At 69.3% G+C, this 21,456-nt stretch carries 21 protein-coding genes; 12 read left to right on the top strand and 9 right to left on the bottom strand.

Annotated features, from left to right (window positions below):
- Window positions 1-8: 8 nt before the first annotated feature.
- The 3 genes from ACFQRE_RS06960 to ACFQRE_RS06950 form a co-directional block, all read right to left on the bottom strand.
- On the bottom strand, window positions 9-1,583 hold the full coding sequence (locus tag ACFQRE_RS06960) for an ABC-F family ATP-binding cassette domain-containing protein (protein WP_380120300.1): 1,575 nt from the start codon (window positions 1,581-1,583) through the stop codon (window positions 9-11).
- Between the two features lie 93 nt (window positions 1,584-1,676).
- A complete protein-coding gene (locus ACFQRE_RS06955) occupies window positions 1,677-2,342 on the bottom strand; it encodes a hypothetical protein (RefSeq protein WP_380120298.1) in 666 nt (221 codons plus the stop codon).
- 3 nt (window positions 2,343-2,345) lie between these two features.
- Window positions 2,346-2,690 carry a PadR family transcriptional regulator gene (locus ACFQRE_RS06950; protein WP_380120296.1) on the bottom strand — a complete coding sequence of 115 codons (345 nt, stop codon included), beginning with the start codon at window positions 2,688-2,690 and terminating at the stop codon, window positions 2,346-2,348.
- Window positions 2,691-2,890: 200 nt separating this feature from the next.
- On the opposite strand from ACFQRE_RS06950, the gene ACFQRE_RS06945 reads away from it, so the two are divergent.
- Genes ACFQRE_RS06945 through ACFQRE_RS06910 form a run of 8 tightly spaced genes read left to right on the top strand, consistent with a single transcriptional unit; the run spans window position 2,891 to window position 10,774 of the window.
- Window positions 2,891-4,696, top strand: coding sequence for an HNH endonuclease signature motif containing protein (locus ACFQRE_RS06945; protein WP_380120294.1), 1,806 nt, complete (start codon window positions 2,891-2,893; stop codon window positions 4,694-4,696).
- Window positions 4,697-4,746: 50 nt separating this feature from the next.
- Entirely contained in the window at window positions 4,747-5,736 is a 990-nt protein-coding gene (gene ligD / locus ACFQRE_RS06940; protein ID WP_380120292.1) for a non-homologous end-joining DNA ligase, read from the top strand.
- A complete protein-coding gene (locus ACFQRE_RS06935; RefSeq protein WP_380120290.1) occupies window positions 5,733-6,590 on the top strand; it encodes a uracil-DNA glycosylase in 858 nt (285 codons plus the stop codon). Before ligD ends, ACFQRE_RS06935 begins: the two co-directional genes overlap by 4 nt.
- Window positions 6,591-6,628: 38 nt before the next feature.
- The gene (locus ACFQRE_RS06930) at window positions 6,629-7,021 is read left to right on the top strand and encodes a TOBE domain-containing protein (RefSeq protein ID WP_380120288.1); all 393 of its coding nucleotides are present in this window, start codon (window positions 6,629-6,631) and stop codon (window positions 7,019-7,021) included.
- A complete protein-coding gene (modA, locus tag ACFQRE_RS06925; protein WP_380120286.1) occupies window positions 7,018-7,854 on the top strand; it encodes a molybdate ABC transporter substrate-binding protein in 837 nt (278 codons plus the stop codon). The genes ACFQRE_RS06930 and modA overlap by 4 nt, the downstream gene beginning before the upstream one ends.
- Complete coding sequence (locus ACFQRE_RS06920) at window positions 7,851-8,663, top strand: ABC transporter permease (RefSeq protein ID WP_380120284.1); 813 nt, start codon at window positions 7,851-7,853, stop codon at window positions 8,661-8,663. Before modA ends, ACFQRE_RS06920 begins: the two co-directional genes overlap by 4 nt.
- Window positions 8,660-9,739, top strand: a complete 1,080-nt coding sequence (locus ACFQRE_RS06915) for a sulfate/molybdate ABC transporter ATP-binding protein (protein ID WP_380120282.1) — start codon at window positions 8,660-8,662, stop codon at window positions 9,737-9,739. The genes ACFQRE_RS06920 and ACFQRE_RS06915 overlap by 4 nt, the downstream gene beginning before the upstream one ends.
- Before the next feature lie 33 nt (window positions 9,740-9,772).
- Complete coding sequence (locus ACFQRE_RS06910; RefSeq protein WP_380120280.1) at window positions 9,773-10,774, top strand: quinone oxidoreductase family protein; 1,002 nt, start codon at window positions 9,773-9,775, stop codon at window positions 10,772-10,774.
- A 13-nt stretch (window positions 10,775-10,787) separates the two neighbouring features.
- Here ACFQRE_RS06910 and ACFQRE_RS06905 read toward each other — a convergent pair whose 3' ends face one another.
- Genes ACFQRE_RS06905 through ACFQRE_RS06895 form a run of 3 tightly spaced genes read right to left on the bottom strand, consistent with a single transcriptional unit; the run spans window position 10,788 to window position 13,152 of the window.
- Complete coding sequence (locus tag ACFQRE_RS06905; RefSeq protein WP_380120278.1) at window positions 10,788-11,141, bottom strand: hypothetical protein; 354 nt, start codon at window positions 11,139-11,141, stop codon at window positions 10,788-10,790.
- Between the two features lie 23 nt (window positions 11,142-11,164).
- Window positions 11,165-11,872, bottom strand: coding sequence for a LuxR C-terminal-related transcriptional regulator (locus ACFQRE_RS06900; RefSeq protein ID WP_380120462.1), 708 nt, complete (start codon window positions 11,870-11,872; stop codon window positions 11,165-11,167).
- Window positions 11,873-11,898: 26 nt separating this feature from the next.
- Window positions 11,899-13,152: an ATP-binding protein gene (locus ACFQRE_RS06895; protein ID WP_380120276.1), complete on the bottom strand. Its 1,254-nt coding sequence runs from the start codon at window positions 13,150-13,152 to the stop codon at window positions 11,899-11,901.
- A 126-nt stretch (window positions 13,153-13,278) separates the two neighbouring features.
- Between ACFQRE_RS06895 and ACFQRE_RS06890 the strand changes: the two genes are divergently transcribed.
- The gene (locus ACFQRE_RS06890) at window positions 13,279-14,754 is read left to right on the top strand and encodes a PspC domain-containing protein (RefSeq protein ID WP_380120274.1); all 1,476 of its coding nucleotides are present in this window, start codon (window positions 13,279-13,281) and stop codon (window positions 14,752-14,754) included.
- A gap of 3 nt (window positions 14,755-14,757) precedes the next feature.
- On the top strand, window positions 14,758-15,198 hold the full coding sequence (locus tag ACFQRE_RS06885) for a hypothetical protein (protein WP_380120272.1): 441 nt from the start codon (window positions 14,758-14,760) through the stop codon (window positions 15,196-15,198).
- 7 nt (window positions 15,199-15,205) lie between these two features.
- Here the strand turns inward: ACFQRE_RS06885 and ACFQRE_RS06880 are convergent, their stop codons facing one another.
- A complete protein-coding gene (locus ACFQRE_RS06880; RefSeq protein ID WP_380120270.1) occupies window positions 15,206-15,886 on the bottom strand; it encodes an NUDIX hydrolase in 681 nt (226 codons plus the stop codon).
- A complete protein-coding gene (locus tag ACFQRE_RS06875; RefSeq protein ID WP_380120268.1) occupies window positions 15,883-17,037 on the bottom strand; it encodes a glycosyltransferase family 4 protein in 1,155 nt (384 codons plus the stop codon). The genes ACFQRE_RS06880 and ACFQRE_RS06875 overlap by 4 nt, the downstream gene beginning before the upstream one ends.
- Window positions 17,038-17,063: 26 nt before the next feature.
- Between ACFQRE_RS06875 and ACFQRE_RS06870 the strand changes: the two genes are divergently transcribed.
- Entirely contained in the window at window positions 17,064-17,933 is an 870-nt protein-coding gene (locus ACFQRE_RS06870; RefSeq protein WP_380120266.1) for a PIG-L deacetylase family protein, read from the top strand.
- Complete coding sequence (locus ACFQRE_RS06865) at window positions 17,930-18,991, top strand: lysylphosphatidylglycerol synthase transmembrane domain-containing protein (protein WP_380120264.1); 1,062 nt, start codon at window positions 17,930-17,932, stop codon at window positions 18,989-18,991. Before ACFQRE_RS06870 ends, ACFQRE_RS06865 begins: the two co-directional genes overlap by 4 nt.
- Here ACFQRE_RS06865 and ACFQRE_RS06860 read toward each other — a convergent pair.
- Window positions 18,988-21,420: an asparagine synthase-related protein gene (locus tag ACFQRE_RS06860; protein ID WP_380120262.1), complete on the bottom strand. Its 2,433-nt coding sequence runs from the start codon at window positions 21,418-21,420 to the stop codon at window positions 18,988-18,990. The two genes, ACFQRE_RS06865 and ACFQRE_RS06860, sit on opposite strands and share 4 nt — an antisense overlap.
- Between the last annotated feature and the right edge of the window lie 36 nt (window positions 21,421-21,456).

Here is a 21,456-nt window from a genome sequence, read left to right as displayed (position 1 = left end):
TGGCACCGTCACCTCAGGAGCACGCGTGGGCCGCTCCATCGTTCGCGCAGCCATCGGTCGTGGCTCGCGACGATGACGGTCACTGGTGTGTGAGCGAGGGCGGCCTCGACCTCCTCGACGAGGGCGAGGCTGAGGTGGTTGGTCGGCTCGTCGAGGAGCAGGAGCTCTGGCTGCTCACCGATGACGATGGCGAGGGCGAGTCGTCGTTGCTGCCCTTCGCTGAGAAGTCCCACGGGACGGTCGACGTCGCGAGGGTGGATGAGACCGAGCTCGCCGAGGAGCAGTTCTGAGTCGGTCGCGCGATAGGTCGCCCGCACTGTCGCGCTCAGGTCGGCGAACTCCACGTCCTGGGTGAGGAGGCCGATGCGGCGGGCCGATACCTGGACGTCGCCGGCGCTCGGGCTGACTCGACCTGCGAGCACCTTGAGCAGGGTGGACTTGCCGGAGCCGTTGGATCCCTCGATGAGGACGTGCTCCCCCGCTGCGACGTCGAGCCGCGGCACGTGGACGCGCCCGTCGACGACGAGATCGCGCACGCGGACGGACCCGGCACTGGCTGCCGTGAAGTCCGCAGCGAACCTCAGGGGTGGGTGTGGCTTGCGCACCTGGTCGCGTTCGAGGACCTCGATGCGTTGCTGGGCGTCACGGCTGCGGCGGCTCGCGGACTTCTGCACGCGGGCGCCCTTGAACGCGTGGATGAACTTGTCGTTGTCCCGCGGACCCCGGTTGTGCGCGACATCGCTTGTCGTCGTGCGCGCAGCGATCCGCAAGTGGCCAAGCTCGCTCTGCTGGGCGGCATACGCCTCCGCCCAGCGTCGCTGGGAATCGCGACGGAATGTCAGGTATGCCGTGTAGTTGCCGGTGAATCGTCTCCCACCTTCGCCGTCGGTCCCGAAGTGGCTGGGGTCGAGGTCGACGACGGCGGTGCAGACCCTGTCGAGGAAGGTGCGGTCGTGGCTGGCGACGAGGACGGCTCCGGGGAGCTGGTTGAGCTCGGACTCGAGGTGGTCGAGGGCCTGGTCGTCGAGGTGGTTGGTGGGTTCGTCGAGGACGAGGCACTCGGGGCGCCGGGTGAGGAGGGCGGCGAGTGCGAGGCGGCTGCGTTGGCCTCCGCTGAGTTCGGCGATCGTGCGGGTGCGGTCGATGGCGTCGAGGCCAAGGCGATGCGCAGAGAGCTCGGCGCGGCGGTCGGCATCCCACGCGTCGTGGAGGGTCGCCCAGGTGAGGAGTTTGTCATAGGCCTGTGCCACAGCGGGATTGGTGAGTTCGTCACTGATGGCCTCAAGGCGCGCGACAGCATGGTGGAGTGGCGCGAGGGCCTGCGTGAGGACGTCGTCGACGGTGTCGTGCGGGTCGAGCCCGCTGTTTTGGGCGAGGTAGCCGAGGTCATCGGGTGTCGTGATCGTGCCGTGGTTGGGCTGCTCGATCCCAGCGACGAGACGGATGAGCGTCGACTTGCCAGAACCGTTTTCGCCGATGAGGCCCACGCGTTGGCCCGGTGCGACGGTGAGGTCGATGGCGTCGAGGACGGTGCGGCCGGCGTAGCCGTGCGACACGTCGCGGATGGTGAGTGGGTGGGTCATGGAACTCCAGCGGGGAGGTTCGAGTGCTCGCGCGGGCGGGTGGCCTCGGGCGCGTGCTGGTCGCTGGATCAGTTCTTCATGATGGGCACGAGGCTAGCGGTTGATGAAGGCCCGCCGCACGCGCGTTTTCCAGGTCGCCCTTTTCCCCGGGCCGTCCGGGAGGGCAGCGTTGCGTTGGCTTCCGATGAACATCACCCCGGGCAGGCAGAGGACCCCGATGAGGACCAGGGACCACTTGGGCGTCGAGAACACCGCGCCCCCATCCCCCATCACCATCGTGGCTCCGGCCCAGATCACGGCCAGCACGAGAGCTGAGATGCCGGCAAGCAGCACCCCGAGCGGAACTCCCCCGGGACTGCCGACACGTTGCCCGCGGCGGCGCGCGAGCCAGATCTCGACGGTCCACGGCAGTACAGCCAACGCCACGACCCAGATCAGCCACATGGAGACGTAGAACGAGTCGATCTCGACCTGGTCGGACCAGGATCCCTGCGCCGTGAGGCCCCTGAGCAGCGCCAGGATGCTGGTCACCCCCGCCACGGCTGCCAGGATCCGCAGAACCCGCCGGCTCGAACTTGGCGCCATCCAGGTGACTGCGTAGTCGGTGGGCTGGCCGAACGCCTCCACCGGGTCCTGCTGCGTGTCGAGGACATGCTGCTGCACCTCGGCCACGACCTCCTCAACCTGCTCCTCCTTCATCCCGTTGAGGCGCAGTTGTTCCGCGAGGACCTTCGAGTACTCCCACAGGTCGGTCGGCACGAGTCAGCCCTCCAGCGCTTCGGCCATGGTGTTTGAGAAGGTGAGCCAACCTGCGCGGCCGGAGTCGAGCTCGGCGCGACCGGCGGGGGTCAGCCAGAAGTACTTGCGGGGTGGCCCGGACTGCCCGGTGACCCATTCGCTCTTGACGAGGCCGTCCTCCTCGAGCCGGCCCAGCAGTGGGTAGATCGTGCCGCCCTTGATGCCCTCGAATCCCAGGTCAGCCAAGGAGGCCATGAGGGTGTAGCCGTACGCGGACGTCTCGCGCGACAGGGCTGCGAGCACGGCGAGATCGAGGACACCCTTGAGCCACTGGCTCTGTCGATCCTCGCGTACCTTTGCCTTCCCCATGGCTAGATAGTTCTGCAACCTAGGTAGGAATGTCAACTAGTTAGTGCGGGTGTCTGTCAGTGACTGTTGTTAGCGTGGTTGACGAGCGTTGACGTGTCCCCTGCTTTTTTGGTGAATAGTGCTGTGCCACTTGCGAATTCAGCCCAGAGCGTAGCCCGAAAACCTTGACTCTAGAACTCACGTTCGAGTATTGTTGGGTCATGGAAACCACCGCTGCGACCGCCGCCCTTGAGGGCCGGTATGCCGCGTTGCGTGCGTGCGCTGACCAGTTGAGTTCCGATGAGCTCCTGGACGTCATCGAGCTCGCGCAGCGGGAGAAGGACGCGGCGTCGGCCCGTCAGGCGGTGGCGTTGGCGCACCTGTCCGCGCGTGATGCGCACCGGCAGGAGGACGGCATGCCTGCTGAGGTGCACCACGGGTTGGGCTACCAACGCCTGGACGGGCCCGAGCTGGCGGCACCCAGGTTGGGGTGTTCAGTGTTCGTGGCGACGAACCGGATCCTGGATGCGATCCGGCAGATGACCCGCACCCCGGCCGTGGTCGATGCCATGGCCAGTGGTGACCTGGATGAGCATCGTGCGCGGGTTGTGACGGAGGAGACGGAGTTCTTGTCGGCGCAGTCCGCCGCGGAGGTGGTGGACCGGGTCAAGGACGTGTGGGGGCAGCTGACCGTGGGTCCGTTGCGGCAACTCCTGGCCCGCACCGCGGCGCAGGTGGACCCGGATGCGGTCACCGCCCATGTGGAGGACGAGCGCGCCCGGCGCGGGTTGACCCGCCGCACGGGGACGAACGGTACGGATCACTGGCGCGGCGACTTCCGTGTCGAGGACGCGCGGGGTGCGTGGGCTGCTGTCACCGAACGCGCCCGCCAGCTGGTGCGGGAGAACAAGGCCGACAGCCTCGAACTCGCCCGGGCTGACGCGATGATGGAACTCATCCTCGAACACAGTGATGTCAAAGTCATCGTCCACACCACCCGCGCCGCCCCCGACAGCGACACCAAGGACGACACCACTGCTGACGCCTCTTCCCATGGCCGTGGTGCCAAAGCTGCCGACTCTGACACCGCTCCCACTCACTCCACCTCGACCGGGCCTTGGGCTGCAGAGGACCTCGTCGAGGTCGGCGGGCTCGGACAAGGTGGCACGACCTTCGTGCGCCGTGAATGGCTCGACCAGGTTGGCACCTCCGACCCCGACCGGGAACTCACCTGCGACCACGGCACCGGCGCCCTGGTGCACGGTGACGTGCCCGCAGCGTTGGCACGCGGCCAGGCACAGGCCCGACGTGCTCACCGCGCACGGGAACGCGTCAAAGAGCACGCCGCGAAGGACACCACGCGACGAAGCGGGTCACGCGGCCCGGATTCGCCGACCGCAGCTTCACGATCCGTCAAGGAGATCGCTGACGAGGCCGTCGATGAGCCCGTCGACTTCAGCGAGTCCTACCGGGTGCCCGACCCCATGGCGCGCCTCATCCGGTTGCGCGATGGATCCTGTCGCTTCCCCGGGTGCACTGTGCCCGCGCACCAGTGCGACCTGGACCACGTCCGCCCCTGGCCGACCGGACCCACAAGCCCGATCAACCTCATGTGCCTGTGCCGGCGCCACCACCGCATCAAGCAACGCGACGGCTGGACCGTGAAGCTCCACCCCGACGGCACAGTCACCTGGACCGACCCCACCGGGCTGCAACGCACCACCTGGCCCGTGGACCACCTCCACCTCATCACCGCCGGACACACCCACCGCGACCCTTCGACGGCTGGCCGCATCGCAGGCGACCCCACCGACATCCCCACCACCTTCGAAGAGGAGCTCATCGAACTCCTCGGCGGACCCGACAACGCCCAACCCCGCGCCTCCCCGAAGTCCTTCGACCTCAACGGCAACACCTTCGGCGGACCACCACCCCGCATCGACCTCGACTTCAACCCCAGCTGGAACCGCTACCGCGTCGACTTCCCACCGACGCCGCCCCGCCCGCCAGAGGTCATCCCGTTCTGAGTGGACCGGACCGCACCGCGAAGGTGAGCGGACGGCATACGGTGTCGTGCATGGCCTCTCGCAAGGGTGAGTTCGGCGAACCGGTGATCCTCGACGTCGCCGGCCGCGACGTGAAGCTGTCGAGCCCTGAGCGCGTCTACTTCTCCGCGCGCGGTGAGACCAAGCTCGACCTGGCGAACTACTACGTCTCCGTCGGCGATGGCATCCTCAACGCCCTGCGCGAGCGGCCGACGATGCTGCACCGCTTCCCCGACGGCGTCGACGGCAAGAAGGTCCACCAGAAGCGCGTCCCCCGCGGCGCCCCACCCTGGCTCGAGACCGTCCGGCTGCACTTCCCGCGATACGGGCTGCACGCCGACGAGCTCTGCCCCACCGACGTCGCCCACATCATCTGGGCCGTGCAGATGAGCACCGTCGAGTTTCACCCGTGGAACAGCCGCCGCGCCGATACCGAACAGCCCGACGAGTGGCGCATCGACCTTGATCCGATGCCCGACGCGCCGTTCGAGCGGGTGAGGCGCGTCGCACACGTCGCCCACGAAGTGCTCGACGAGCTCGGAGCCACCGGCTTCCCCAAGACGAGCGGCGGGCACGGGCTCCACGTCTACGTCCGCATCAAGCCCGACCACGGCTTCCAGGATGTGCGCCGCGCCGCCCTCGCCTTCGCCCGCGAGGTCGAACGCCGCGCCCCCGAAGACGTCACGACGACCTGGTGGCGCAAGGATCGCGACCCCGAAGCGGTGTTCGTCGACTACAACCAGAATGCTCGCGATCACACGATCGCGAGCGCCTATTCGGTGCGCGGCAACACGATCGGCACGGTCTCGACCCCGATCACGTGGGACGAGGTCGACGACGTCGAACCCCAGGACTGCACCATCGCCACCGTCCCGGAGCGCTATGCGCAGCTGGGCGACCTCCACGCCGACATCGACCAGCACGTCTTCGACATCGCCCCGCTCCTCGAGTGGGCCGACCGCGATGAACGCGAGGGCGCCGACACACCGCCAGAGCCCGAGGACGACGAAGCCAAGCCATGACGACCGGCGACGAAGTCACGCGCGTCGGCCCCGACAAGCACCCCATCACGGGCAACCCGTTCCTCTCCCCCGTCCCGCCCGGCACCGGCTGGCCCGGCGACCCCGGCACCCCAGACACCCCGGTCGCCCGCGACGCCGACGACGTCCACAGCCTCTCGGCCAGCGCCCTCACTCTCACCGACGTCGACGCCCGCGTCACGGTCTGTCGCGCTTGCCCACGACTCGTCGACTGGCGCGAAACCGTTGCGAGACAGGACCGTCGGGCCTCCTTCGCCGACCAGCCCTACTGGGGGCGGCCTGGCCCGTCGTTCGGCGATCCCGACGCGACCGCGCTCATCGTCGGTCTCGCACCAGCGGCCAACGGCACCAACCGCACCGGCCGCATGTTCACCGGCGACGCCTCCGGCGACTTCCTGTATGCCGCCCTCCACCGCACCGGATACGCGAACCAGCCGACCTCGGTCGGCGCCGGCGACGGCCTCGAGCTGAGCGGCATACGCATCGTTGCCGCGGTGCGGTGCGCACCACCCGAGAACAAGCCCACGCCAACCGAAAGGGCCACCTGCGCCACGTGGCTCGGCCGCGACCTCGAACTCCTCGGCGACCGCCTCCACGTCATCATGACCCTCGGCGCCATCGGCTGGAACGGCGTCCTCGCCGCGACGACAAGCCTGCGCTGGAGCGTCCCCAAACCGAAGCCGAAGTTCGGCCACGCCGTCGAGACCGTCCTCCACACCCCCAGCGGCCACCCGGTGCGTCTCGTCGGCTGCTTCCACGTCAGCCCGCACAACACCTACACCAAGCGCCTCACCCCGGCGATGCTCGACGCCGTCCTGACCAGTCTGCGCGACTGACGCCCCGACTCCGCAGATGCGGGGCTAGAGTGTCCACCATGCCGCAGATGCGCCTCTCCGAAGCAGCGATGTTCCTCGGTGTCAGTGACGACACCGTCCGCCGCTGGGTCGACAGCGGTGCCCTCGACGCACAGACCGACGACGCCGGCCGCAAGGTCGTCGACGGTCACGCCGTCGCACTCCTCGCCCGCGACCAGGCCCGCGCCGTCACCGACCCGTCGAGCGTGGGCCGCTCCGCCCGCAACCGCTTCGTCGGTCTCGTCACCAACATCACCATGGACACGGTGATGGCCCAGGTCGAGCTGCAGTGCGGCCCCTTCCGTGTCGTCTCGCTCATGTCGAGCGAAGCCGTCCGCGAGCTCGAACTCGAGCTCGGATCCGTAGCCGTCGCCGTCGTGAAGTCGACGTCCGTCATCGTGGAGACCCCGTGATCAGCCAAGGCAGAACCAGCACGTATGCCGTCCGCTCGTCCATCGCTGTCGCCAGCCTTCTGCTCGTGGCCGGGTGCGGATCGAACGACACCCCCGACAGCACGGATACGCCTGCGGCACAGTCGACTTCGTCCGCTGCAGCGCCGCGCACTCTCACGGTCTTCGCGGCAGCGTCACTGCAGAAGTCGTTCGAGGAGATCGGCAACTCCTTCGAGAAGGCCCACCCCGGGGTGACCGTGAAGTTCAGCTTCGGCGGCTCGTCCGGCCTGGTCTCGCAGCTCTCTGACGGCGCTCCCGCCGACGTCCTCGCCACCGCGAACGAGTCGACGATGAAGAAGGCCGTCACCGAGGGTCTCGTCACGGGCGAACCCACGCCCTTTGCCTCGAACACGCTCCAGATCGTCGTGCCGAAGGACAACCCGGCCGGCATCCGGTCGCTCGCCGACCTCACCAAGCCCGGAGCCAAGGTCGTCCTGTGCGCCCCCGCTGTGCCCTGCGGCGCCGCGGCCGTCTCCGTCGAGAAGGCCGCCGGCATCGACATCAAGCCGGTGAGCGAGGAGCAGGCCGTCACCGACGTGCTCGGCAAGGTGCGCTCCGGTGAGGCCGACGCAGGCCTCGTCTACGTGACTGACGTCCGTGGTGCTCACACCACAGGCGCGGGCGACGAGGTCACCGGCCTCGACTTCGCCGAGGCAAAGTCCGCCATCAACATCTACCCGATCGCCTCGCTCAAGGGGGCCAAGGACGCCACCCTGGCCGGTGAGTTCGTCACTGCCATCACCGGCGCCGAGGGCCAGAAGGTGTTGCAGGCAGCGGGCTTCGCGGCTCCGTGACCAGAATTCTTCGGCCGACGAGTCCGACAATCCCCCGGTGGCTGCTGATCCCGGCAGCCATCGGCGCCCTCCTGGTCGCGGTACCCATCGGGGCCATGGCGCTGACCGTCGACTGGGCCAACTTCTGGCCGTTGATCACCTCCGAAGCATCCACCGACGCTCTCTGGCTCAGCCTGCGCACCGCCACTGCAAGCACCGTCCTGTGCCTGCTCTTCGGCATCCCGCTCGCCGTCGTCCTGGCCCGCACCATCGGCATCGCAGCCACCCTGTTGCGCTCCCTCGTCCTCCTCCCCCTCGTCCTTCCACCGGTCGTCGGCGGCATCGCCCTCCTCCAGGCCTTCGGCAGGCGCGGAGTGCTCGGCCACACCCTCGACGTCCTCGGGATCGAGATCGCGTTCTCGACCACCGCCGTCGTCATCGCCCAGACCTTCGTCGCGATGCCCTTCCTCGTGCTCAGCCTCGAGGGCGCCCTGCGCGCCGCCGGCACGCGCTACGAGGACGTCGCGGCCACGCTCGGCGCAGCACCGACGACCATCTTCCGACGAGTCACCATCCCTCTCGCCCTGCCCGGCCTGATCTCCGGCACGATCCTCGCCTTCGCCCGCTGCCTCGGCGAGTTCGGCGCGACGATCACCTTCGCCGGATCACTGCAGGGCACGACCCGCACGCTCCCCCTCGAGATCTACCTCCAGCGTGAGGGCGACCCCCGTGCCGCCGTCGCCCTCTCCCTCGTCCTCGTCGCCGTCGCCGTTCTCGTCATCGGCCTCACGCGTGCCCGACGCGACTCCCTTGCAGCGGGCACGCCGTGAGCCACGGTGTGAAGGGCGCGAGCTTCGAGGTCGACGTCACCGTCGCCCACCGCGACGTCGACGTCCACATCAGGGTCGAGGAGGGCGAGACCCTGGCCCTCCTCGGCCCCAATGGCGCCGGCAAGTCGACCATCCTCGCCGCCGCCGCGGGCCTCATTCGCCCCGACACCGGCACCGTCCGGCTCGGCGACCGTGTCCTCTCGGACCGCTCAAGCAACACGTGGATCCCGCCGCACGCCCGGGGCATCGCCCTTCTCGCGCAGGACGCCCGCCTCTTCCCCCACCTCAGCGCCCTCGACAACGTCGCCTTCGGACCTCGCGCCACCGGCACCCCCCGCCGGACGGCAGCCGAGCGGGCGGCGACATGGCTCGAGAGGGTGGGCATGGCGGCATACGCCGATCGTCGTCCCCACGAGCTGTCCGGCGGCCAGGCGCAGAAGGTCGCCATCGCCCGCGCCCTCGCGACCGAACCCGCCGTCCTCCTCATCGACGAACCCCTGTCCGCGCTCGACGTCGAGGTCGCGCCCGACGTCCGCGACCTGCTGCGTCGCGTCACCCACGACCGCACGACGATCCTCGTGACCCACGACGTCCTCGACGCAGCGCTCCTCGCCGACCGGATGGCCGTCGTCCACGGCGGACGGGTCGTCGAGGAGGGCGAGACCGCCCGCGTGCTCAGTCGCCCGACGAGCGACTTCGGTGCCCGGTTCGCCGGGCTCAACCTCATCCGCGGCCTGGCGGCCGAAGGAGCCCTGCGTATGCCGGACGGTCGCCTTCTGCACGGCATCGCGGACTCCGCGTTGGGAGACTCCGGGCTGCGCGAGGGTGAGCCCGTTGCCGCCGTCGTCGCACCCTCGGCGGTCAGCGTCCACCTCGAGACGCCGCACGGCAGCCCCCGCAACAGCCTCGACGCGACCGTCGTCGACCTGGAGCCGCACGGGCACCTCGTGAGGGTCCGCACCGACCTCCTCAGCGCCGACATCACCCCAGCCGCCGTGGCCGACCTCAAACTCACGAGAGGCGACCGCGTCGTGCTCGCCGTCAAGGCCACCGAGGTCCACCTGCACCGCGCCTGACGCCCTCGTGGGGTTCGCGGTTAGCCTGACGTGATGACTTCCGGTTCCTCGCTGCCCGAGTCCGCCCCCGCCCTCGTCGTGACTGCCCACGGCGGAGGCGATGTCCTCGAGGTCAGGGACCATGCCCTCCCCGTGCCCGACCCGGAGCAGGTCCTCGTGCGGGTGGCCGCTGCGGGCGTGAACTTCATCGACACCTATCAGCGCGAGGGCGTCTATCCGATCCCCACGCCGTTCGTGAGCGGCAACGAGGGCGCGGGAGAGGTCGTCAGCGTCGGCGACGACGTCAGCTGCTTCGTCGTCGGCGACCGCGTGGCCTGGGGCCAGGGAGTCGGCTCTGCGCAGACCTATGCAGCCGTCGACACCAAGAACCTCGTCCACGTCCCGCCGGGCGTCGACCTCGAGACTGCGGCCGCCGCGATGCTCCAGGGCCTCACCGCGCACTACCTCTCCACGAGCACGTATGCCGTGCAGCAGGGCACCGTCGCGCTCGTCCACGCTGCGGCCGGTGGCGTCGGGCAGCTCCTCACCCAGATGATCAAGAAGCGCGGCGGACGGGTCATCGCCACTGCCGGCTCGGCAGAGAAGCTCGAGACCGCCCGCGAGCGCGGCGCCGACGAGCTCATCAACTACGCCGAGGTCGAGGATCTGGCGGCGGCCGTGCGTGAGCTCACCGACGGCGAAGGCGTGCACGTCGTCTATGACGGCGTCGGCAAGGACACGTTCGACGCGTCCCTGGCCTCCCTGCGTCCGCGCGGGCTCATGGTCCTCTACGGCGCGGCGAGTGGCCAGGTGCCGCCACTGGACCTGCAGCGCCTCAACAAGCTGGGTTCGCTCTTCGTCACCCGGCCGAGCCTGGGCGCCTACATCGCCACATCCGACGAGCTGCGTGCCCGCGCGACCGAGCTCTTCGAGTGGATCGAGTCCGGAGAGGTGCAGATCAGCGTCGGTGGGCGCTACCCGCTCAGTGACGCCCACACGGCATACGCCGATCTCGAAGGTCGCCGCACCCAGGGCAAGCTCCTGCTCATCCCCTGATCGAGGGCGGGACTCAGCTCGCCGAGGTCCAGAGGACGGCAACCAGGGTGTTGAGGACGGCGAGGGCGCCGGCGGCGTGGACGAGCTGGGGGTTGCCCTGGCCTCGGCGCTCCCGCCCGGCAGCGATCTCGGCGCAGGCCGCCACGGCGATCGCGATGAGGAGCTTCACGGCGATCTTCGTGTGGTTGAGCGGCTCGTCACCAGCCTCGTTGAGACCGACGAGGATGAGCCCGGTGATGATCTGGGCCCGCGCACCCCAGACCAGCGCCGGGGTCGGAACGCCCCGCGCGACGAACACGGCGCTGCCGACGATCGCGGCAAGACCGAGCAGGTGCAGGACGACGAAGACGTTGATGAGGAAATCCATGGGTCGAGGCTATCGCCCGGGACTCAGACCAGGCGACGGCCCATCGCCCACGCGGTGAGCTCGTGGCGCGACGACAGCTGGAGCTTGCGCAGCACCGAGGACACGTGCGTCTCAACGGTTTTCACCGAGATGAAGAGCTCCTTGGCTACCTCCTTGTACTGGTAGCCGCGGGCGATGAGGCGCATGACCTCACGTTCGCGCGCCGACAGCCGGTCGAGCTCCTCGTCGACCTCGGCGATCTCGCCCGCCGCCGCACCGAAGGCGTCGAGGACGAAGCCCGCGAGTCGCGGTGAGAAGACCGCGTCGCCGTCGGCCACGCGCCGCACGGCCGTCCCCAGGTCGCGGGCGGTGATCGTCTTGGTGACGTAGCCGCGAGCGCCCGCCCGGATGACCGCGATGACGTCCTCCGCCGCGTCCGACACCGAAAGGGCCAAGAAGCGCACCGGCGCCCCCGCTTCGGTCTCGACCCCGAAGCAGCCGTTGATGACGTCGGCGCCGCCCTTGCCCGTGCCACCGGGCAGGTGGACGTCGAGGAGCACGACGTCGGGCCGGGTCTCACGGATGACCTTGACCGCGGCCTCGACGTCCGGCGCCTCCCCGACGATCTCGATCGCGGCAGCAGCCTCCTCGGCGAGCTCACTGCGGACGCCGGTGCGGAACATCCGGTGGTCGTCGACGAGGACGACGCGAACCGGACCGGTTCGGGGCGCCGGGGTCTTCTTGGGCTGCATGGGCTGAGCGGGCTGAGTGGGCTGCGTCATGACTGTTCTCCTTCGAGAGGCGGCAGCGTGAGCTCCACCTCGGTTCCGTCCTCACGGCGGCGGACCTTGGCGGTGCCTCCGTGTCGTTCCATCCTGCCGAGGATCGAGGCGCGCACGCCCAGCCGGTCCTGCGGGATGTCGTCCATGTCGAATCCCTCGCCGCGGTCGCGGACGAACGCGTCGACCCCTTCGGGGCCGATTTCTGCGTATGCCGTCACGGGCGCCTTCCCGTGCCGCGTCGCGTTGAGCATCGCCTCGCGCATGGCCCGGACCAGGGCGGTGCCGTGCTCCTCGAGCGGGCGGTCACCGGTGACGACGAGGTCGATGACGACGCCATTGAGGTCCTCGACGTCGTGGGCAGCAGCCGTGACCGCGGAGGCGAGGGTCTCATCGGAACCCGAGGGACCGGCATACAGCCACGAGCGAAGCTCGCGCTCCTGCGCGCGGGCGAGCTGGGTGACCGAAGCGGGGTCGTGCGAACGGCGCTGGATGAGCGCGAGCGTCTGGAGGACCGAGTCGTGGAGATGCGCGGCGATGTCGGCGCGCTCGTTGGCGCGAGCGGCCACCTCCTGCTCCTCGCGGTAGTCACGCCACAGGCGGACCACCCACGGAGCGGCGATGAGGGTGGCGCCCACGAGCACGGCAACGGTCGCAAGGAGCGCGTCCCCGATTGCGGCGAACGAGTTGCCCCGGATCGTGAGCACGAGAATGCCGATGACAGCGACCGTGATGCCGAGCCCGAGGCGCAGGAAGAGCATGCCGCGGTCCTGCTCCTGCGTGCCGAGCCACTTGGTGCGCTCGGCGTCGTCGAGGTGTGACCACGCGACCGCGACACCGGCCGCGATGAGGAGCAGCGGCAGGAGCACTCCGGCGCGCACGTCAACGCCGGCCCACTGGAGACCGACGACGGTGCCGATGAGGACGAGCATCCCGCCGGCGGCGACGAACATGCCCCACCGGGACTCGCTCAGACCGGACACCGCACGCAGTGCACCGGGTTCGCGCTGCTCACCGGCGAGGTCGCTCGAGGGGGTCACCACCCAGAGGAAGAGATAGACCGGCAGACCCGGACCAGTGACCGCGAGCACGATGAACGCCAGGTGCACCCAGCGCAGTCGCACGCCCAGGTGCTCGGCGATACCGACACACACTCCCCCGAGCCAACGCCCGCCGAGGGGTCGGGTCAGAGCCGGTCGACCCTCGGGGAGGTCAACGGCCTGATCCCTCATGCGCTCGTACGGTGTGGCCACACCCCCATCCTGTCGCACGAAGGCAAGGAAGTTGGCGGCTGCAGGGGTCTCACAGGGGTCACCTCAGGGGGTCGTCAGGGTCGACCCTCATGGCAGCGGGGGCTTGCGTGAGTCACTGTTGGTGACATGACGCAGACACCTCACCCGGCGGAGACCGCCCAGTCCCAGGGAAGCAAGTTCTGGGACGACATCCTCTCGATCGGCATCCGCCGCGATCGCTCCCGCCAGTGGTTCGGCGGTGTGTGCTCCGGCATCGCCCGCCGGGTCGACGTCGACCCGGTCCTCATCCGGGCCGCGATGATCGGCCTGACCCTCCTTGGTGGCTTCGGCGTCGTCGTCTATCTCGTCGCGTGGCTCCTGCTCCCCGACGAGACCGGCCGCATCATGGCCCGCGACGCGATCAACCGCGACGGGAGCACTGACGCCGGTGGCGCCATCGCGCTGTCAATCGTCGCGCTCCTCGTCATCGCAGCAATGATCTTCGGGGACAACGGATTCCTCCTCGGCTGGGGCATCGTCCCGCTCGCCGTGGTCGGCTGGTTCGTCTGGCGCCACCAGCAGCGCAAGGACGGTGTCGCGGCGTCACCGTGGTCGTCTGCTTCGCAGAGTGGTCCCCTTGGACCGGACGTGTATGCCGCCAGCTCGGCTCCCGCGTCCTACGCACCGACCGCTTCCGCGGGCTCCACCCTGCCGCCTGCGCCGCCTGCGCCGAACTGGGCAACCGGCCGGCCGGCTGCCGCGCCGACGGCCGCCGCGCCCTCCGGCTCTGACGCTGGCTCTGACGCCTGGCGGCCGCCCCCCGCTCCTCCGGTTCCACCGCGCGCTCACCTGCCTCTCGCCCCTCCGCCCCCACCGCGTCCGCGCCGTCGTGGCGCCGGGTTCGCCGGATTCGCCCTCGTCCTGGGTGCCGCGATCGTCGGCTACGGTGCCGGCCTCATGCTCGATGGACCACTGGACTTCTCGGGCTCACGTGAGCTGCTCGGAGGCATCATCGCCCTCGGCGCCGCGTCTCTGGCAACCATGGTCATCGGGCTCATGGGCCGACGCAGCCTCATGTCGGTCGCGCTCATCGTCATGCTCGGCCTCGGCACAGCTGGTGCGGCGGTCGGCGACGAGTCGTGGGGCAACGGTCAGGGAACCCGCACCTGGACCCCGTCGCTGTCCACGACCACGACGCGCTTCGAGCTCGGCGCCGGTGAGACCACGGTCGACCTCCGCCCCCTGGTCACCCAGCTCGCAAACCCCACAACGATTCCGCCCGCGCCGACCCCCGCGCCGACACCGTCACCCAGCGTCGCTCCGTCACCCAGCGTTTCGGCGCCGGGCGCAGCTGCCACCATTCCTCAGCAGATCGAGATCAAGCAGGGCGTCGGCGAGATGACGATCATCGTCCCGGCCGGCGCCAACGCCCAGATCCGCGCCCACACGATGTTCGGTGACGTCCAGGTCCGGGGCGACCTGCCCGGCGGAGTCTCCGCCCGTGACCGGGGCGACGAGGACGGGCCCAGCGAGACGCTGACCGTCAACCTCGGCACCGGTGCTCCCACCATCATCGTCCGCGCCGACATCACTGCCGGCCAGATCACCATCCAGGAGGGCTGACCCATGAGCCAGCACGACGACACCACGCCTGACAAGACTCGGAAGATCCCCACGGGCAGTGACGAGACCACCACGCTCGAGACCCTCCTCGACGCGTCGCACCCCGAGACGTCGACCCTCGAGACGTCGCAGATTGAGACATCGCGGCCTGAGACATCGCAAGCTGAGACATCCACCGCGCCGTCCTACGCCTCCCCCTACGCAGCGACGTATGCGAACCCGTCACTGCAGACGGCGGCGCCGGAGTACAAGTCCAGCCCGGCTCCGACAACGTCCGTCGTCGGACTCCTCGGCCTGCTCACCGCCATCGCGGTGCTCGTCAGCAAGGCCACCGATCTCGACATCCCCTGGGGTGTCGTCGGACCCGTCGCCGTCGTCGGCGCCGGCGTCCTGCTCGTCGTCCTCGGGCTGGCGGGTCTGCGTGGCCAGCGGTTCAGGGGCTGACTCCTGGTCACAAGGGCACGCCGGCCACGGCGAGCGCTTCTGGGACCGAGCTCGCGAGCGGCAGGCTCGTGAGCTCGGTCTCGGGCATCCAGCGGGCAGCCGAGGTCGAACCGCCCACGTCGAGCACCACCGGGTCGGTCGGCTCGAGGCACTGTGCGGTGTGGAACAGACGGACGGCATGGAAGTCCTCCACCCGCCCGTTCGGCGCCCGCCCCACCCAGTGCCGGGTCATGACGGTGAGCAGCGAGACCCCCACGACGTGTTGTCCGGTCTCCTCGTGAACCTCGCGAACGACAGCATCGGTCGGGCCCTCGCCGGGGTCGAGGCCTCCGCCGGGCAGGTTCCAGAGACCCTCGGCATTGGTCCTGGCCGACAACTCGGTCATGAGGATTCCCCGGGAGCTGCGCACGACGGCATACGCCGCAATCCGTTGGTACGGAACCACATTCGCAAGGTCGCTCGCCGCGAGACCGCCGTCGTGCGCGACCCCGGATTCCTCTCCGGTGAGCACCGGCGTGCACGGCTCGACGGCATACGTGATCGTGAGGTCGTCGGATGAACCCCTCGTCGCTGACAGCGCTCGCCCCGACCAGCCACGTGCCGCCAGCTCGGTCGCGGGGTCCGCGCCGTGGGCGAGCAGGAAGGCCTCAACCTCTCGATTCGCCTGCAGCCCAACGATGTCGATCATCGCGTGGCCGCTCGGGCGCGGTCGTATTCAGCCAGGGTCGCGCCGACGATGCTCTCCCACGACTGCACGGGCGGTGTGCCGAGGTTGTGCGCTCGCAGTTGCGCGAGTCGAGCGGGGTCGCCAGCGAGCTGCGCGAGTCCCGTGGCCAGGTCGTCATCGGAACCCCGGAGTATGCCGTTGCGCCCGTCCGTGACGAAGTCCTCCACTCCCGTGCCACGCAGGGCTGCGACGGCCAAGCCGGCGGTGCGGGCCTCGAGGGGTGCGATGCCGAAGGCTTCGAGGCGGGCCGTCGTGAGGTAGATGTCGCTGCGCCAGTGCAGTTCTCGCAGCTGCTCGCGGGTCACGCGCCCGGGCAGGTGGATCCAGTCGATGCCATGACGTTGGAGTTGCGCTGCGATGAGGCGTCGCTGGGGTCCGTCGCCGACGAGGTGCGCCTCGAGCCGGGTGCCCGGTGCGGTGCGATCGAGTTGCTCACGCGCGTCGCGGAGAACGTCGACGAGCGCCCCCGGACGCTTGCGCCGGACGAACCGCATGGCACTCACGACGCGGACGACGCCGTCGGCGGGACGGGTCGCATCCTGTTCGGGTGTGGGGCGCCACCGGTCGACATCGATGCCGTTGCCGAGGACGTGCACGTCGGCGCCACCGGCGATCCCGGACACGCGCTCTGCCGCCATCGACGACACACCGGACAGGGCTACTCCGGCCTCGCCCCAACGACGGGCGTGACCGAGCGCGCGGAAGACAGGGGCGCTCCGGTCGATGACGCAGTGCCAGGTCGCCGCGGTCGGCAGACCCGCGTCGAGCGCCACGCCGATCATGTCGGTGGCGAACGGGCTGACCACGCCCATGTGGCCGTGGACGACGTCGAAGCCGCCGGACGTGAGAAGTTCGCGCACCTCGTCCTTGACGAACGGGTTGATCGGAGGGGCCCCGGGAATCCGCGACGGGAGGCGATGGACCGTCACGGAGGTGCTGTCACCCCCATCGACCTCGACGTCGTGTGTGGCGGCCCGCGTGTCCCCCGGTGTGGCCGTGACGACCTCGACCTCGTGCCCGGCCGCGCTGAGCCGGTGCGCGAGATCGTGCACCTGGACCTCGATACCGCCGAGGCGAGGCAGATAGCAGTCCGACAACAGGGCGACCTTCACGAACGTCAACCTTGCCATGCGTCAGGATGGACACGATGACCCGCACGCTCGTGGCCTTCCACGCTCACCCCGATGACGAGGCACTCCTCACCTCCGGCACGATGGCCAAGGCCGCTGCCGAAGGGCACCGAGTCGTGCTCGTGATCGCCACCGACGGCGCCCTCGGCTTCGCCTCCGACGAGTTCAAGGGCACAGAACTCAAGGGTGGCACCGACTTCGTGAACGGCACTGCTCTCGCGGACGTCCGGTTGGAGGAGGCCCGCGCCTCCGCCGACGCACTCGGTGTGGCCCGGGTCGAGTGGCTGGGCTATGCCGACTCCGGCCACGACGGCCCCATCCCCGCCGACCCTCCCGGCCAGGTGCGCTTCTGCCGCGCCCCACTCGAGGAGGCGGCCGAGCGGCTCGCCGCCATCCTGCGCACAGAGCGTGCCGATGTGCTCCTCACCTATGACGCCGCTGGTGGCTACGGGCACCGCGACCACGTGCGCGTCCACGAGGTCGGCGCCCGCGCTGCCGAGATCGCCGCCACCCCACGCGTCCTCGAGGCGACGGTCCCGCGCGACACGATCGCGCGCGCCGTGCGCCTCGTCGGCAGGTTCTACCACTACCCCGACGAGTTCGACCCCACGGTCTTCGAGCGCAGCTACACCGCCCGCGCCGACATCACCCACCGGATCAACGTCCGCCGCCAGGCCGGAGCCAAGCGTGCGTCCATGCGCGCCCACGCGTCCCAGGCGTCGAGCAACGGAGGCGATCGAACCCTGGCCGCCTTCCTGCGCATCCCCCGCCCCATCTACGACCTCGTCTTCGGCCGCGAATGGTTCCGCGACCCCACCGCGAACACCTCTGGGGGCACAGCCGGCATACACAGCGACATTTTTGAGGGGCTTCCGTGAGCACGCGTACCAAGCAGGTCATCAGAGTCGTCCTCGGGCTGGGGCTCGCCGTCGCCCTGCTCGGCTGGGGCTTCCCGCGGTTCGCCAAGACGACGTGGGGCGACGTCATGGACGACATCCTCATGGTCTCGGCGTGGAACGCCGTCGGCTTCCTCGGGCTCGTCCTCGTGGGGCTCGGCTGCTACACGTTCACCTTCACCGGGTCCTTGCCTGGACTGAGCCATTGGCGCGCGTTCATCGTCAACATCTGCGGCTCCTCCGTGAGCAACCTGCTCCCGGGCGGCGGCGCGGTGGGGCTGGCCGCGACCTACACGATCCTGCGCTCGTGGGGCTTCAAGAACCGGGACGTCTCGACCTCGGCCATCGTCACCGGTGTCTGGAACACGCTGGCCCGCATCGCGCTGCCCATCGTCGCGATCATCATGCTCTGGGTCGGCAACGACGGCCTGCCCAAGGCCCTGACGAGTGCTGCGATCGCGGCCACCATCTCGGGGCTGGCAATCTTCGCCGCCTTCGTGGCGATCCTCGCCAGTGAGAAGTCTGCCCGGACCATCGGACGCGGCCTCGACAAGCTCCTCGCTCCTCTGTTCCGCCGCCGCAAGCGGACGATGAGCATCGACGCCCTCGTCCGCGACATGCGGCTACGCATCAACGAGGTTGTCCGGACCGGCTGGTTGCAGATGACTCTGGGGATGATCGGGTTCTTCGGGTTCTACTACCTGCTCTTCGTGCTGATCATGCACTCGGTGAACGTGTACCTGCCGCTGGGGATCCTCTTCGCAGCGTTCGCCATCGGGCGACTGCTCACGGCCGTGGCCGTGACACCCGGCGGTGTCGGCGTCACCGAGATCGCGTCCGTGTCGGCCCTTGTCGGCTGGGGCGCCGACTCGGCCGCCGCAGGGGCGGGAATCGTGCTCTTCTCGATCTTCACGCACCTCATGGAGGTGCCGCTGGGCGCTCTCGGCTGGCTCGCCTGGTCCATGAGCCCACGCGTCGAGAACGCCACCGGCGAGGACGAGGACCCCGTCACCGACGAAGCCGCCGTCACCGCACGTTAGCTCTGGATGAAGACGAGGGCCATGGGCGTCTGCTCGCTGCCCTGACCGAGCGGGTTGTCGGCGAACATCTCTTCGAAGCGCGACTTGTCGTCGGGCACGTCACTGCCCAGGACGTTACGGCCGATGTCGTTGGCGTCCATGACGATCGTCCCGGCAAACGAGTCCTTGTGGGCCGCGGGCACCCGGGCGCGGATCCCTGCGGACAGCCGGGCAGCCACCTCGTCGGGGTCCTTGGGCGCGAGCTTGGCGGAGACGTTGGACGGGTACGCGGAGTACTCGGTCGGGCCGTCGATGGCCGCGATCTGGTTGCCCACGAGCTCGTAGAAGAGCCCCTTGCGACCGATGGCCTTGCCCACGGCACCGCCAGCAGCTGCATACAGGACACGGGGTAGGCCGGCCTCCTCGATGGCGAGCTGCATCGTGAACGGTGACCCGAGGCCGATGCCGGCGGGGGTGCGGGTGACGTACTTGGACAGGATCCGGGCGGGCTTGCCGACCTTGATGTCCCAGATGAAGTACGAACGCCCCTGGGTGATGGCGATGATCTTCTCGGAGATGAAGAGGTACCAGCGCCCCTGGATCGCGGCGTCGTGCTCCGGCCCCGCGTCAGACAGGGTCGCGAAGAACTCGTCGATGCGCGGCAGGACCTTGGCGTCGAGGTCGTCGCCCTTGTCGAAGAGCTCGGTCCGCAGCGGGTAGCGACGCACGGTCTCGCCACGCTCGGTCGTGATGTCGAGGTTCTTGCCGGCGTTGGGCTGGACGTCCTCCTTGGGCGCGGCCTGAACCTTCGCCTTGTCGACCTGCGGCGCCTCGTCGAAGTACTCCTGGAGCCAGAGCTCGAGGTTGAGGATGCGCCAGAACGTCATGGTGTCGACGCTGTTGCTGCCCTTGATCCAGCCCTCGAACGCGTGGAGGACATCGGTCTGCTTGAAGTAGGGCCGGTTGGCGAACGGCTCGCTGAGGAAGATCGAGTAGAAGTGGTTCTTGAGCCGCATGAACCACTCGGACTGGGCCGCCGTGGGGTCGATGTCACTGCGTCGCCGGCTGACCGACTCGGGCAGGGCACCCCGCATCGCGTCACGGAGGATGCGAGTGTTCCAGCCGCCCTTGGTGATCGCGTCATCGCTGAGGCCGAGGACGAATCCGACCAGATCCTTGTCGAGGAACGGCTGGCGGGTCTCCACAGCGAAGTGCCTCGCGTTCCTGTCCTGACGCCGGAGGACGCCCGGCACTGTGTTGCGGAACAGGTCCTCGAGGAGGCGCTTCTTGACGCTGTCCTGCTCCACCGGGAACGTCTCGTCGGCGAAGCGACCCACGAACTGTGCGTTGAGCAGGGATGCGACCGGCACGTCCTTGCGCCCCTTGAGCCGGGCCGTCACGCGGGACTGACCGCGACGCAGGAGGCTTCCCGAGGGCCCGCTGAACTCGGCGGCCGCAGTCGGGGCGCCCACACTGTCGAACAGGACGCTGACGTGCTCGCCGGCCTCACGCATCACCTGGAACTGAACATAGCCATCGCTGGTGCTGAGCGGCTCCTCCTGGCTCCGGACGAGGTCGCGCAGGTCGGCCTTGAACTCGTCAGCCGTGGGCCGGACGCTGATCGGCGTGGGCTGCGCGCCGACCTGGCCCACGACGACCGCCAGGGCGGAGTTCGCGAGGTCGGAGTCTCCAGGGTCTTCGGAGACGGGCACACCCACGGACCCCTGGGCCGGCAGCCGCAGCCGCACGGCCTCGTCGAGGCGCTCCTTGTAGGCGGTTGCGGCCGCGCCGTCGTACCGGCCCTGCTTCTCGGCCAGCTCGGTGAGTTCCTCGCGCAAGCGCGTGAACATGCTCCGGCGTATGCCGTCCGCATCGACTTCCAGCATCTCTCCCGGCTGCAACCGCTCGATGCCGTCGAAGAAGGTCTGCGTGCCGTCGTCCTGCGCGCCGAACGCGAGGTAGCGGTAGATCGAGCGCTCATTCGGCGTCTTCTGATAGAGGCCGCTGGCGAGGATCGGGCGGATCTCGCTCGAGAACAGGAGCGCCTCGAAGGTGGAGCCGGAGGCGTCGGCGGGCACACGGCATACCTGGATCGGCTTGATCCCGAAGTGGTCGCGCGCGAGGGTGAGCCGCTGCTCGTCGCGGTCCCAGATCGCGAGGCCGAACTGGCCGTTGAGCCGGTCGAAACCCGCCCCACCCCACTGCGCGAACGCCTGGAGGACAACCTCGGCGTCGCCGTCGGTCACGAAAGTACGGCCCAGACCCGCGAGCTCCGTGCGCAGGGCGGCACGGTTGTGGATCGCACCGTCGAAGGTGATCGTCCAGCGACCGTCGGCGCTCGACAGCTCAGGGTTCGCCAGCCCCACCGGACCGTCGACGAACGCACCTTCACCCTCAGGGACGAGCGCCTCGTTGGCGCTCAGGCCGTAGTAGCCGACGATGCCAGACATGTATGGGGATCCTCAGTTCTGCTCAGGGGTACCGGT

This window comes from Knoellia pratensis, from assembly GCF_042666395.1.
Lineage (GTDB): Bacteria > Actinomycetota > Actinomycetes > Actinomycetales > Dermatophilaceae > Knoellia > Knoellia pratensis.
Note: the sequence above shows the minus strand (reverse complement) of the source record. Positions and strands in the feature narration are given on the sequence as shown.

Bases quoted from the DNA above. Each gene is read 5' to 3' on its own strand.
- ACFQRE_RS06960 (WP_380120300.1), bottom strand. From the start codon at position 1,583: ATGACCCACCCACTCACCATCCGCGACGTGTCGCACGGCTACGCCGGC.
- ACFQRE_RS06950 (WP_380120296.1), bottom strand. From the start codon at position 2,690: ATGGGGAAGGCAAAGGTACGCGAGGATCGACAGAGCCAGTGGCTCAAG.
- ACFQRE_RS06945 (WP_380120294.1), top strand. From the start codon at position 2,891: ATGGAAACCACCGCTGCGACCGCCGCCCTTGAGGGCCGGTATGCCGCG.
- ligD (WP_380120292.1), top strand. From the start codon at position 4,747: ATGGCCTCTCGCAAGGGTGAGTTCGGCGAACCGGTGATCCTCGACGTC.
- ACFQRE_RS06935 (WP_380120290.1), top strand. From the start codon at position 5,733: ATGACGACCGGCGACGAAGTCACGCGCGTCGGCCCCGACAAGCACCCC.
- ACFQRE_RS06930 (WP_380120288.1), top strand. From the start codon at position 6,629: ATGCCGCAGATGCGCCTCTCCGAAGCAGCGATGTTCCTCGGTGTCAGT.
- ACFQRE_RS06910 (WP_380120280.1), top strand. From the start codon at position 9,773: ATGACTTCCGGTTCCTCGCTGCCCGAGTCCGCCCCCGCCCTCGTCGTG.
- ACFQRE_RS06905 (WP_380120278.1), bottom strand. From the start codon at position 11,141: ATGGATTTCCTCATCAACGTCTTCGTCGTCCTGCACCTGCTCGGTCTT.
- ACFQRE_RS06900 (WP_380120462.1), bottom strand. From the start codon at position 11,872: ATGCAGCCCAAGAAGACCCCGGCGCCCCGAACCGGTCCGGTTCGCGTC.
- ACFQRE_RS06890 (WP_380120274.1), top strand. From the start codon at position 13,279: ATGACGCAGACACCTCACCCGGCGGAGACCGCCCAGTCCCAGGGAAGC.
- ACFQRE_RS06885 (WP_380120272.1), top strand. From the start codon at position 14,758: ATGAGCCAGCACGACGACACCACGCCTGACAAGACTCGGAAGATCCCC.
- ACFQRE_RS06880 (WP_380120270.1), bottom strand. From the start codon at position 15,886: ATGATCGACATCGTTGGGCTGCAGGCGAATCGAGAGGTTGAGGCCTTC.
- ACFQRE_RS06870 (WP_380120266.1), top strand. From the start codon at position 17,064: ATGGACACGATGACCCGCACGCTCGTGGCCTTCCACGCTCACCCCGAT.
- ACFQRE_RS06860 (WP_380120262.1), bottom strand. From the start codon at position 21,420: ATGTCTGGCATCGTCGGCTACTACGGCCTGAGCGCCAACGAGGCGCTC.